The 12,569-nt window shown below is 60.8% G+C and carries 6 protein-coding genes and 2 pseudogenes; 3 read left to right on the forward strand and 5 right to left on the reverse strand.

Going from position 1 to position 12,569, the window contains the following annotated elements; all coding sequences use genetic code 11:
• Positions 1–69 precede the first annotated feature (69 nt).
• Both JFV30_RS31320 and JFV30_RS31325 read left to right on the forward strand, forming a co-directional pair.
• Entirely contained in the window at positions 70–2,091 is a 2,022-nt protein-coding gene (locus JFV30_RS31320) for a type VI secretion system Vgr family protein (protein ID WP_201125989.1), read from the forward strand.
• Positions 2,088–2,801: a DUF4123 domain-containing protein gene (locus JFV30_RS31325; RefSeq protein ID WP_201125990.1), complete on the forward strand. Its 714-nt coding sequence runs from the start codon at positions 2,088–2,090 to the stop codon at positions 2,799–2,801. The genes JFV30_RS31320 and JFV30_RS31325 overlap by 4 nt, the downstream gene beginning before the upstream one ends.
• Before the next feature lie 36 nt (positions 2,802–2,837).
• Here JFV30_RS31325 and JFV30_RS33345 read toward each other — a convergent pair.
• Positions 2,838–2,987, reverse strand: a pseudogene (locus JFV30_RS33345) (bifunctional O-acetylhomoserine aminocarboxypropyltransferase/cysteine synthase); the annotation flags it as partial.
• A gap of 192 nt (positions 2,988–3,179) precedes the next feature.
• Here JFV30_RS33345 and JFV30_RS31330 point away from each other — a divergent pair.
• Positions 3,180–4,016 (forward strand): 23S rRNA (adenine(2030)-N(6))-methyltransferase RlmJ, encoded by an 837-nt coding sequence (locus JFV30_RS31330; RefSeq protein WP_076015494.1) that lies wholly within the window; start codon positions 3,180–3,182, stop codon positions 4,014–4,016.
• A gap of 135 nt (positions 4,017–4,151) precedes the next feature.
• Here JFV30_RS31330 and msrA read toward each other — a convergent pair whose 3' ends face one another.
• From msrA to aceE, 4 genes and pseudogenes are all read right to left on the reverse strand, one after another.
• Positions 4,152–4,799 (reverse strand): peptide-methionine (S)-S-oxide reductase MsrA, encoded by a 648-nt coding sequence (gene msrA, locus JFV30_RS31335; RefSeq protein ID WP_010169273.1) that lies wholly within the window; start codon positions 4,797–4,799, stop codon positions 4,152–4,154.
• 74 nt (positions 4,800–4,873) lie between these two features.
• Positions 4,874–7,563: pseudogene (locus tag JFV30_RS31340) on the reverse strand (putative bifunctional diguanylate cyclase/phosphodiesterase).
• Between the two features lie 315 nt (positions 7,564–7,878).
• A complete protein-coding gene (aceF, locus tag JFV30_RS31345) occupies positions 7,879–9,531 on the reverse strand; it encodes a dihydrolipoyllysine-residue acetyltransferase (RefSeq protein WP_201125991.1) in 1,653 nt (550 codons plus the stop codon).
• A gap of 11 nt (positions 9,532–9,542) precedes the next feature.
• Positions 9,543–12,188, reverse strand: coding sequence for a pyruvate dehydrogenase (acetyl-transferring), homodimeric type (gene aceE, locus JFV30_RS31350; protein WP_010169277.1), 2,646 nt, complete (start codon positions 12,186–12,188; stop codon positions 9,543–9,545).
• Positions 12,189–12,569: the final 381 nt, after the last annotated feature.

Genomic DNA, 12,569 nt, shown 5'->3' on the forward strand with positions numbered 1-12,569 from the left:
TGCAGCGCACTCAGCTCGGCAAAAAGCTGGTGCAGAATCGGTCGCCCACTACTTGCAGAGAAACACCGGATGTTCGCTCCTGCCAATCAAAGTGCCTTTACCCTGACCCTCGACGGTATGCCCAGTGATCTCAAGGTTTTTGAGTTCACGGGCAGCGAAGCCATCAGCGAGCCTTATTGCTTTGACCTTGAACTGGTCAGCGAGCAGCCGGACCTTGACCTTGAGAGCCTGCTGCACCGTCAGGCTTTCCTGGGCTTTGATGCCCAGGGGCATGGCGTTCACGGCCAAATCTACCGCGTTGCCCAAGGTGATTCCGGCAGGCGGCTAACGCGTTACCAGATCAGCCTGGTGCCCCGCTTGGCATACCTGCAACACAGCAGTCACCAGCGAATGTTCCAGCACCTGAGCGTGCCGCAGATCATCAAGCAGGTGTTGGAGGGGCAGGGCATCCACGGGGATGCTTTCGAGTTCCGGTTGGGCGGTGTGTATCCCGTGCGCGAGTACTGCGTGCAGTTCGGTGAAAGCGATTTGGGGTTTATCCAGCGGCTGTGTGCCGAGCAGGGGATTCACTACCATTTTCAGCACAGTCCCGACGGTCACCTGTTGGTGTTTGGTGATGACCAGGCGGTGTTCGCCCAGGGCGAGCAGCCAACCGACTATGCACCGGGCTCCGGAATGGTCGCCGACACGCCGGTGATCAAGCGTTTTTCGGTGCGCCTGGAGACACGTACGACAGGCGTAAACCTGCGCGATTACGACTTTCGCAAACCGCGTCTGCAGCTGGAAAGCGAAGTGCTGGGTGAGCAGCTTCCTTCCCTGGAAGATCACGATTATCCCGGACATTTTACTGACCGCCCCCATGGCAAACACTTGGCCCAACGGACCCTTGAGCGGCACCGCCGCGATTATCGCCAGGCCCATGGCAGTGGCGATCAACCGGCGTTGGTCAGTGGTCAGTTTTTCAAGCTGGCAGCGCATCCGCGTGATGAATGGAATGACCTGTGGCTGGTGACGCATGTCACCCATACCGGCAAGCAGCCGCAAGTGCTCGAAGAGTCTGTGGGCGATGGGGGGCTCCAGGGCTATGGCAACACCTTCGTCGCCACACCTTGGGACACTGTGTTTCGACCCACGCTACCGCCGCCACGTACACCGATATCCGGCTACCAGAACGCTGTGGTCACCGGGCCGGAAGGCAGTGAAATCCATTGCGACGAATACGGCCGGGTCAAGGTGCAACTGGCCTGGGATCGCGCCGGGGAGCACAACGAACATTCCAGTTGCTGGTTGCGGGTAGCCAGCGGCTGGGCCCACGAGCATTACGGTGCGGTGTTGATCCCGCGAGTGGGCATGGAAGTGCTGGTGGGTTTCGTTGACGGTGACGCCGATACGCCGTTGGTGGTCGGCTGCCTGGCCAATGCGGCGACGCCGGTGCCGCTGGACCTGCCGGCCGACAAGACCCGCAGCATCTTCCGTAGCCAGACCAGCCCCGGCGGCGGTGGCTACAACGAGCTGCGCATCGAGGATCGCAAGGGCGCCGAGGAAATCTACCTGCGCGCCCAACGCAACTGGACCCAGCACGTACTCCACGACCAGCACGTGCAGGTCGATAACCAGCGCAACGTGATCGTCAAAGGCCTCGATCGTCACGAGCTTCAGGGTGAAGAACAGCGCACGACCCACGGCAACCGCCTGACCGAACTCAAGCAGGACGATCACCTGATGATCGCCGGCTCGCAGCAGCTGCGTGCCGGTCTGACGATTAACATTGGCGCGGGACAAAGCGTCGTTATCGACGCGGGCGCCAGCGTGACGCTGCAGGCCGGAGGGCAGTGGATCAACGTGTCGGCGGGCGGGATTTTCAGCAGCGTTCCGATCCAACTGGGCGGGGCGCCAGCACCGGCGGGGTCGCCGCTGATGCCAGGGCTACAGGAAAAACTGCTGGCGGTAATTCCGGCACCCCTGAGTGCCGTGCAAGTGCTCAGCTTGAAACGCGGTGCGCCCTTTTGTGAGGAGTGCGAGCGTTGCCGGAATGGCGTGTGCAATACGCCTCTGCATCGCAGTGCATCGTTGGCTGGAGGTGCACCATGATTTCTCCTGGGCAGTGGCTTGAGTCTGCGCCGTTGCAGGCGGGTGAGCAGATGTTTGCGGTATTGGGCAATGCCAGTGACTGCAAGCCGCTTGAAGCGTGGCGTCGTTCCGATGGGCGCGCGCTCAGTCCGATCTGGGCGGGTAGCGAGTATGCGGCGTGGGAAGAGGTCATGCCCTACGTTGCGGTGGTTGCCGCTGACAGTGCTTTTCTGGAGTGGGCTACCGAATGTGAAGGTACCGATTGGGGTTGGCTGGCGGTGTCGTCCTGTTCTCTGCAAACCGTTGCCGAGCATTTGCGCAGCCTGACCAAGGTGCTGTTGCCGGATGGGCAGGCGGTGTTTTTTCGCTTTTGGGATGGTGCCTACACGCTGCGTGTTTTGCAGGCGCTCGGGCCTGGGGCGCGGGAGTTGCTCCCTGTATTCAGCCGCTACTGGATCAATGGTTGCCAGCATGAGGTTGCGGTCACGACGCCCGGAGCGGCAAAGCCCAGCCCGTGGTGGCAAGTACCGCCGCAGGTTCTCCAGTACCTGAGTGAGCAATCGAGCGTCACGCGGGTGGGCAACCTGCTGCAATGGCTGGAAGAGCAGCGCCCGGACCTGCACAGCGCTTTTGCGCTGGCGACCTTGAAACACAAGGTCGCTCGCTTTGTACGCCGGCCGGATGTCAGCCATCAGGCGCTGGCCGCGTGGCTGGTCTCGGAGTTGGGTTGAAGCCAGGGACTGCTGCAAGTCCTCGATCAGGTCTTCAATGGCCTCTACAGGGCCGAATTTCTCGATGTAGACCACGCCGTGATAGGCCGGCTCGGGCTGGTTGAGGCCGTGGAATTTCTCCGGGTATTGCGTCCAGGGGAGGGTGCCACTGTCGACGATCACGCCACTCAGCGAGTTGCCATGGCCCTGTGGTGAGCGGGCTTGCCCCGCGCTGGGCTGCGTAGCGGCCCCAAGTCGCCCACTGCATTCTGTCTGAAATAACGCCGTTTGCCATTATTGGGGCTGCTTCGCAGCCCAGCGCGGGGCAAGCCCGCTCACCACAGCCCTGCACCTTTGCCCGTGTAAAAGGTAAACTTCGCCCCCTGCGCAGGAGCAACCATGAATTATCGTCACGCCTTTCACGCCGGCAACCACGCCGATGTCTTCAAACACCTGACCTTGACCCGCCTCATCGCCCTGATGTCGCGCAAGGAGCAGCCGTTTGCCTATCTCGACACCCACGCCGGCATTGGTCTGTACGACCTGCAGGGTGACCAGGCAAACCGCACCGGTGAGTACCTGGAAGGCATCGCGCGCCTGTGGGGCCAGGCCGACCTGCCGCCGCTGACCGCCGATTACATGCGTGTGCTGCACGAGATGAACCCGGATGGCGAGTTGCGCTACTACCCGGGCTCGCCGGAGCTGGCACGGCGCCTGACCCGGCCTCAGGACCGTGTGTTGCTCAACGAGAAGCACCCGGAAGACGGCCTGCTGCTCAAGGACAACATGAAGGGCGACCGTCGGGTGAAAGTCCACCTTGGCGAAGGCTGGCACGTGCCACGGGCGCTGCTGCCGGTGCCGGAAAAACGCGCGCTGATGCTGATTGACCCGCCGTTCGAAAAGCTTGACGAGATGCAGCGCTGCGCCGCGTCCCTCAAAGAAGCCGTGAGCCGGATGCGCCAGACAGTGGCCGCGATCTGGTACCCGGTGAAAGACCAGCGCATGCTGCGTCGCTTCTACCAGGACCTGGCCGGCACCGGTGCGCCGAAGTTGCTGCGAGTGGAATTGCTGGTGCATCCGCTGGACACGCCGAACACCCTGACGGGCTCGGGTTTGGCGATTGCCAATCCGCCGTGGGGGCTGGAGGAAGAATTGCGTGAGCTGCTGCCATGGTTGTCCAAGCAGCTTGGGCAAACCCAGGGTGGGTGGCAGATGGATTGGCTCATAGCTGAGTAACCCACTCTCAAGGTCAGTGATGACCCAATGTGGGAGCGGGCTTGCTCGCGAATGCGGTGTATCAGAAGCACATTCAGTGACTGACACTCCGCATTCGCGAGCAAGCCCGCTCCCACATTTTTATTGGTGTCGCTCTTAGATCGGGCAGGTCACGCCTGTGCCGCCAATCCCGCAGTAGCCCTGGGGATTTTTCGCCAGGTACTGCTGGTGGTACGCCTCGGCGAAGTACACGGTCGGCGCTTCTTCGATTTCCGTGGTGATGGTGCCCAGGCCCGCCTTGGTCAGTTCATTCTGATACGCCTGTGCACTGGCCTTCGCTGCCTCCAGGTGCTCCGGCTTGACCGCATAGATCACCGAGCGGTACTGGCTGCCGATGTCATTGCCCTGGCGCATGCCCTGGGTCGGGTTGTGCAGTTCCCAGAACATTTTCAGCAGCTCTTCGTAGCTGATCTTGTCCTGGTCAAACACCACCAACACCACTTCGCTGTGGCCGGTCAGGCCCGAGCAGACTTCTTCGTACGTCGGGTTCGGCGTGTAGCCGCCGGCATAACCCACCACCGTGCTGACCACGCCGTCACGCTGCCAGAAGCGCCGCTCTGCGCCCCAGAAGCAACCCAGGCCGAAGATTGCAAACTCTACGTTGTCGACAAACGGGCCGAGCAGCGGGTTGCCGTTGACGAAGTGCGTCTCGGGCAGGGACATTGGGGTTTCACGGCCAGGCAAAGCTTGATCTTGAGTGGGGAGCACGTTTTTGTTCACCAGAATTTCCGAGCGCAAGACCATGATCAGTCCTCTCAGTCAGATTGAGTTACAGATAAGAATTCAGACTGCCAGTGTGCCCGAGTGTTACAGCGCTGTCAGGCGATTGGCCCGCGAGGATAGCGTTTAAGCATCTTCAACAACTCGGACCCCGGGATTGGCCGGTCGAACAGGTAGCCCTGGCCGACGTCGCAACGGTGGCGGCGCAGGAACGCCAGCTGTTCGGCGGTCTCGATGCCTTCGGCCACGACCTTGAGCTTGAGGTTGTGGGCCATGGCGATCACCGCCGAGGTGATTTCCATGTCGTCCTGGTTGTCCGGGATTTCATGGATAAAGCTGCGATCAATCTTGATGATGTCGATCGGGAATTTCTTCAGGTAGCTCAGCGACGAGTAACCGGTGCCGAAGTCATCCATGGCCAGGGTCAAGCCAAAGCTCTTCAGTTGGTCCAGCTGCAGGCGCGTGTCTTCGGTGGCTTCCAGCAACAGGCCTTCGGTCAGCTCCAGCTCCAGCAGGTTGGCCGGCAACTGTTCTTCCTTGAGGATCGCGGCAATCGAGGCCACCAGGTCCGGGTCGGAAAACTGCTTGGGCGACAGGTTGATCGCCACCTGCAAGTTGCCCATGCCGGCGGAGGTCAGTTGCCGGCTCATGCGGCAGGCCTGGCGGGCGATCCATTTGCCGATGGGGATGATCAATCCGGTCTCTTCAGCCACGCTGATGAATTGATCAGGGCGGATCATGCCCTTTTCCGGGTGGTTCCAGCGCAACAGCGCTTCCATGCCCAGCAGGCGGCCGCTGCGCAGGCACAGCTTGGGCTGATAGAACACGTCCAGCTCGTTCTGGGTCAGGGCGCGACGCAGGTTGTTTTCCACGAACAGCTTGTAGCTGGCTTCGGCGTTCAGTGCCTCGGTAAACACCTGAACCTGGTGTTTGCCGTTGGCCTTGGCCTTGTGCAGCGCCAGGCCTGCGTTACGCATCAGGGTTTGCGGGTCGCGGCCATGCAGGGGCGCGCAGGCCAGGCCCACGGAGCCGGTGACGCTGATCAACTGGTTGTCGACGAACATGGGCTTGTCGAGGGTGGCCAGCAACTGGCTGGCGACCTGCTGGCCACTCTCAAGGTCCGTATCGTCCAGCAACACGGCAAATTCGTTACTGGCAAACCGCGCCAGGCTGCCGCTGGCGCTCAGGCTGTTGCGCAGGCGCCGGGCCAGGCTGATCAGCAGCTTGTCACCGGTCTGGTGGCCAAGGCTGTCGTTGATCCGCTTGAAGTTGTCGATGTCTACCAGCAGCAGGCTGATGGGGCTGTCGCTGTCCCGGGCAAAACGTTCGTCCAGGTTGCGGATGAATGCAGGCCGGTTGCCCAGGTTGGTCAGGTTGTCGGTGTAGGCCAGACGTTCGATGCGTTGCTGGGCCAGCTTGGTCTGGGTGATGTCTTCGTAGATGCCGATGTAATGCGTCAGCTCACGGTTGTCGCCATAGACCTTGGAGATCGAGAGCTGGCCCCAGTAGGGTTCCAGGTTTTTGCGCCGGCTCTTGAATTCACCTTGCCAGCTGTTGCTCTTGGCCAGGCTTGAAGGTGCGTCGAACAACAGCTCACTCAGGTTCTCCAGCGCCGGCAGTTCCGACAGCAGGTGGCCGTGGACTTCTTCGGTGCTGTACTGGGTGATCGCGGTAAAGCTGGGGTTGACGTACTCCACCACACCGTCGCAATTGACTAGCAGGAATGCGTTGGCGCTTTGCTCCACGGCCCTCTGGAACAAGTGCAGGGCGCTGGTGGCAGTGCGGCGGTTGTGGTTGTTGATGACCTGGGCGAACTGGTCGGCCAACTCGCCGGCAAACGCGATCTCATCGGACTGCCAGGCGCGAGTGCTGCCGCTTTGCTCCAGGCACAACACGCCGACCACGTTGCCATCGACGCGAATGCTCGCATCGAGCATGGCGTGGATGTCCCGGGGGCGCAGGCTCTCGGCCATCTCCCGGGTGCGCGGGTCACGCATCGCGTTCGTGGCGTCGATGGCGCGGCTGGTTTGCAGGGCTTCAGGTAATCCGGGAAGCCGCTGGCGTCGATAGTCTCGGGTAAGTGGTGTTTCTGATCGTCGCGGTGGTAGGCGGAAATCGGCACCAGGTGCTGGTTTTCGAGGTTCCAGATGCTGGCGCAGTCAATCTGGTAGATATCGCAGGCACTGCGGGTAATCAGTTCGGCGGCTTCTTGCAGCGAATTGTTGGTGCTGTAGCGCTGGCGGGCCAGCAGCAGGATCAGCTCCTGCTGGGCGCGCACCCGCTCAAGGTGTTGCAGTTGTTCCTGCTGGGCGCGCTGGTTGAGCTCCAGGGCGATCTGCAGGCGGCTGTTCTGGCTTTCCAGATCTGCCGCCGGGGCCACCGGGATATCGCTGAACAGGCCGTCGACCACCATCAGGTAGCCGCGCAGCAGGTGGCGGTTGTGTTGTTTGTAGGCCTCGCCCAGTTCCAGCAGGCTCAGGGGGCCGTCATTGGTGTGCAAGGTGTAGCGCACCAGGTAATGCGGGCTGACGGTCAGCTGTTCCTGAATCGCATCATGCAGCTGATAGCGTGCCTGGGGCTCCATCAGGCTGGCGTACGGCGAGCCGATCAGGGCGCACAGTTCCACCGCGGGCAGGCCGAACTGGCGTTCGCAATTGGGGTCGAGGTACAGCAGGGCCCAGCTTGCCTCATTAAGCCGCTCGAAACGCAGCATACCGAGGCGCGAAGGCACCGGTAATTGCGTCACTACCTCGGCCGCCGTACGGGCGACATCGGGTTGGCTTTTCATGGGGAAACTCGCTTGGAAAAATGCGCATCGCGCCGGGCTCACGCCCTCTTTACTGTTGCCTGCGGCAAGGTTGCATCATGCAGCACGGGCTGACAAGAGAGGATGAAGGCTAAGTGCTATAAGTGTGTTATCGGCCAGCGAGCGGTTTTCTGCAACCGGGGTGATGGGCGGTGTACAACCTCAAATTTCGTGTCCAGCTTTTGTGCGAAAAGCAGGCAAAAAAAGCCCCGCCAGTTGGCGGGGTTGAGGTACGAGCGTGGCGCTCGGAAATCGGTGAAGCCAGGTCTTCTGCGCGGGCAGAAGACCTGTTGAGGCTTAAAGCAGGATGGTGCGGATGTCGTTCAGCAACTGGCTCAGGCGCTGAGTGAAGCGTGCAGCAGCGGCGCCGTTGATCACACGGTGATCGTAGGACAGCGACAGTGGCAGCATCAGCTTCGGCTGGAACGCTTTACCGTCCCATACAGGCTGGATGGTGGCCTTGGAAACACCGAGGATCGCCACTTCCGGCGCGTTGACGATTGGCGTGAAGCCAGTACCGCCAATGTGCCCGAGGCTGGAGATGGTGAAGCAAGCGCCTTGCATGTCGTCCGGGGTGAGCTTCTTGTCGCGGGCCTTGGCAGCCAGTGCGGCAGCCTCAGCGGCAAGCTGCAACAGGCTCTTCTGGTCGACGTTCTTGATGACCGGTACCAGCAGGCCATCCGGCGTGTCGACGGCAAAGCCGATGTGCACGTACTTCTTGCGAATGATCGCCTTGCCGCTAGGCGCCAGCGAGCTGTTGAAGTCTGGCAGTTCCTTGAGCAGGTGCGCGCAAGCCTTGAGCAGCAGTGGCAGCACGGTCAGTTTCACGCCAGCCTTCTCGGCGACGGCTTTCTGCGCAACGCGGAAAGCTTCCAGGTCGGTAATGTCGGCCTGGTCGAACTGAGTCACGTGCGGGATGTTCAGCCAGCTGGCGTGCAGGCCGGCCGCGCCGATTTGCATCAGGCGGGTCATCGGCACTTCTTCGATTTCGCCGAAGCGGCTGAAGTCGACGGTGCGGATCGGCGGAATGCCCGAGCCACCGGTAGCAGCGCCGGCAGCCGGAGCTTCCTTGGCCTTCTGCATCATGGATTTGACGTAAACCTGCACGTCTTCCTTCAGCACGCGCCCGTGAGGACCGCTGGCAGTGACCGCGCTCAGCTCGACGCCGAATTCACGGGCCAGTTGGCGCACGGCAGGGCCGGCATGAACCTTGGCACCGCTTGGCGCAGGTGCAGCCGCCGGGGCTGGAGCAGCCTCGGCTTTTGCAGCAGGCGCAGGGGCGGCGGCAGCCGGTGCGGCTTCAGCCTTGGCGGCCGGGGCAGCGGCGGCTGGAGCGGCAGCAGCAGGCGCAGCAGCGCCCGCCACTTTCAGCTTGAGGATGAAGTCACCAGTACCGACTTCGTCTTCCAGCTTCACGGCAATGCTTTCCACCACACCGGCAGCCGGCGAAGGGATTTCCATCGAGGCCTTGTCGGACTCCAGGGTGATCAGCGACTGGTCGGCTTCGACGGTGTCGCCGACTTTAACCAGCAGCTCGATGATCTTGGCCTTGCCCGACGAACCGATGTCCGGAACATGAATGTCCTGGACGGTAGCGGCGGCACCTGGAGCAGGTGCAGCAGCCGGGGCCGCTGGGGCCTCGGCAGCAGCGGCAGGCTTCTCGGCGGCTGCCGGGGCAGCAGCAGGAGCGGCCGCCGCAGGGGCCGCATCAGCGGCGCCTTCGATTTCCAGCTCAAGCAGTTCGTCGCCTTCTTTCAGGCGGTCGCCCAGCTTCACTTTCAGGCTTTTGACCACGCCGGCCTTGGGAGCAGGGATTTCCATGCTCGCCTTGTCCGATTCCAGGGTCAGGATGCTCTGGTCGGCTTCGACGGTGTCGCCGACCTTCACAAACAGTTCAATTACTTCACCTTCACCGCTGCCGATGTCAGGTACGCGAATGAGTTCGCTCACAGAAAGTCTCCTCAGCAGTCCAGTGGGTTGCGTTTTTCCGGGTTGATCCCGAACTTGACGATAGCGTCTGCTACCACCTTAGGTTCGATTTCACCACGGTCAGCCAAGGCTTCCAGGGCTGCCAACACCACGAAATGACGGTCGACTTCGAAGAAGTGACGCAGCTTCTTGCGGCTGTCACTACGGCCGAAACCGTCGGTGCCCAGGACTTTGAATTCCTTGGACGGTACCCACTGACGAATTTGTTCAGCAAACAGTTTCATGTAGTCGGTAGAGGCGATCACCGGACCTTTACGGCCAGCCAGGCACTCTTCAACGTAGGTGCGCGCAGGCTTCTGGCCCGGGTGCAGACGGTTGCTGCGTTCTACGGCCAGGCCGTCGCGACGCAGTTCGTTGAAGCTGGTAACGCTCCATACGTCAGCGCCGACGTTGAACTCTTCACGCAGGATCTTCGCAGCTTCACGCACTTCGCGCAGGATGGTGCCGGAGCCCATCAGTTGCACGTGGTGAGCGGCTTCCTTGGTGTCTTCTTCGAGCAGGTACATGCCCTTGATGATGCCTTCCTCGACACCGGCCGGCATGGCTGGCTGCTGGTAGGACTCGTTCATCACGGTGATGTAGTAGAAAACGTCCTGCTGCTCTTCGGTCATCTTCTTCATGCCGTCCTGGATGATCACCGCCAGCTCATAGCCGTAGGTTGGATCAAAGGTGCGGCAGTTCGGGATGGTGCCCGCCAGGATGTGGCTGTGGCCGTCTTCGTGTTGCAGGCCTTCGCCGTTCAGCGTGGTCCGGCCGGCAGTACCGCCGATCAGGAAGCCACGGGTACGGCTGTCGCCTGCTGCCCAAGCCAGGTCGCCAATACGCTGGAAACCGAACATCGAGTAGAAGATGTAGAACGGCAGCATCGGCTGGTTGTGGCTGGAGTACGAAGTACCGGCAGCGATGAAGGAGCTCATGGCGCCCGCTTCGTTGATACCTTCTTCGAGGATCTGGCCCTTCTTGTCTTCCTTGTAGAACATCACCTGGTCTTTATCGACTGGCTCGTAGAGCTGGCCGACGGAGGAGTAGATGCCCAGCTGACGGAACATGCCTTCCATACCAAAGGTACGGGCTTCGTCCGGGATGATCGGCACGATACGCGAACCGATTTCCTTGTCCTTGACCAGCTGCGCGAGGATCCGCACGAAGGCCATGGTGGTGGAGATTTCACGGTCGCCCGAGCCGTCCAGGATAGCCTTGAGGGTATCCAGTGGCGGTGTAGGGATGTCGAAAGACTTGGCGCGGCGCTGCGGCACGAAACCGCCCAGTGCAGTGCGACGCTCGCTGAGGTAGCGGGCTTCGGCGCTGTTTGGCTCTGGCTTGAAGAACGGCAGGTTCTCCAGCTCTTCGTCCTTGACCGGGATGTCGAAGCGGTCGCGGAACAACTTCAGGCTGTCGACGTCGACTTTCTTGGTGTTGTGCGCAGTGTTTTTCGCTTCGCCGGCACCGGTGCCATAACCCTTGATGGTCTTGGCCAGGATGACGGTCGGTTGTTCTTTGTGGTTGACCGCTTCGTGGTACGCCGCGTAGACCTTGTACGGGTCGTGGCCGCCACGGTTGAGTTTCCAGATCTCGTCGTCGGACAGGTCTGCAACCATTGCCTTGAGTTCAGGCGTGTTGAAGAAGTGTTCACGTACGAACGCGCCGTCTTTGGCTTTGTAGTTCTGGTACTCGCCGTCGATGACTTCGTCCATGCGACGTTGCAGGATGCCGTCGACGTCTTTGGCCAGCAGTGGGTCCCAGAAACGGCCCCAGATGACTTTGGTCACGTTCCACTGAGCACCACGGAACACACCTTCGAGTTCCTGGATGATCTTGCCGTTGCCGCGAACCGGGCCGTCGAGGCGCTGCAGGTTGCAGTTGATGACGAAGATCAGGTTGTCCAGCTTCTCGCGGCCAGCCAGGGAGATGGCGCCCAGGGATTCCGGCTCGTCACACTCGCCGTCGCCCAGGAAGCACCAGACTTTCTGCTTGCCTTCAGGGATGAAGCCGCGGGCTTCCAGGTACTTCATGAAGCGTGCCTGGTAGATCGCCTGGATCGGGCCAAGGCCCATGGATACTGTCGGGAACTGCCAGAAATCAGGCATCAGCCAAGGGTGCGGATAGGACGAGAGGCCCTGGCCGTCGACTTCCTGGCGGAAGTTGTTCATTTGTTCTTCGGTGATGCGGCCTTCCATGAACGCGCGGGCGTAGACGCCTGGCGAAGTGTGGCCCTGGAAGTAGATCAGGTCGCCGCCGTGCTCGTCGGTCGGGGCCTGGAAGAAGTAGTTGAAGCCGATGTCATACAGGGTTGCGCTGGAAGCGAAGCTGGAGATGTGACCGCCCAGGTCAGAATCTTTCAAGTTCGTGCGCATTACCATCGCCATGGCGTTCCAGCGTACCAGCGAGCGAATGCGGCGTTCCATGAACAGGTCGCCAGGCATGCGTGCTTCGTGGGTAACTGGGATGGTGTTGCGGTATGGCGTGGTGATGGCGTAGGGCAGTTGCGAGCCGCTGCGGGTCGCGAGTTCGCCCATACGGGTCATCAGGTAGTGAGCACGGTCTTCGCCTTCTTTGTCGAGAACCGATTCCAGGGCGTCCAGCCATTCCTGGGTTTCGACGGGATCGAGGTCTTGCATGGCTTGCTCCAGGGCGGAAAGGCTACCAGAATCGGTTGCCTGAAGTTTGCGACTGGCCTTGTGGGCAGACGACATAAATTCTTGGATGGCCGAAGGTTGCTTCGGCGTCCTGTAGTTTTACTACAAATCGTCGGCCATTTCAGCCTTTCGAATGTATATACGAGTAGTAAAACTACACAAGACTGAGCGGATTGCTCGGTCTAGCTGGCGAGCATAATCGTTATTGTTGGTCATTTGCGAACAAGAAAAGGTGAAATCTTGATGTTGCCTGCCAAAATAAATTTAATTTCAGCTATTTATAACCTTTGTTCGACAGTCCTTCACCGAGCGTGGTTCTTGCGTTCACAGCAACAAGCCATTTACGCGCCGATCAAGGATAGA

It is taken from the genome of Pseudomonas sp. TH32, assembly GCF_016650855.1.
In the GTDB taxonomy this organism is placed as follows: Bacteria; Pseudomonadota; Gammaproteobacteria; order Pseudomonadales; family Pseudomonadaceae; genus Aquipseudomonas.

Excerpts from the sequence above, each read along its gene's own strand:
- JFV30_RS31320 (WP_201125989.1), top strand. The coding sequence starts at position 70 with ATGTTCGCTCCTGCCAATCAAAGTGCCTTTACCCTGACCCTCGACGGT.
- JFV30_RS31325 (WP_201125990.1), top strand. The coding sequence starts at position 2,088 with ATGATTTCTCCTGGGCAGTGGCTTGAGTCTGCGCCGTTGCAGGCGGGT.
- JFV30_RS31330 (WP_076015494.1), top strand. The coding sequence starts at position 3,180 with ATGAATTATCGTCACGCCTTTCACGCCGGCAACCACGCCGATGTCTTC.
- msrA (WP_010169273.1), bottom strand. The coding sequence starts at position 4,799 with ATGGTCTTGCGCTCGGAAATTCTGGTGAACAAAAACGTGCTCCCCACT.
- aceE (WP_010169277.1), bottom strand. The coding sequence starts at position 12,188 with ATGCAAGACCTCGATCCCGTCGAAACCCAGGAATGGCTGGACGCCCTG.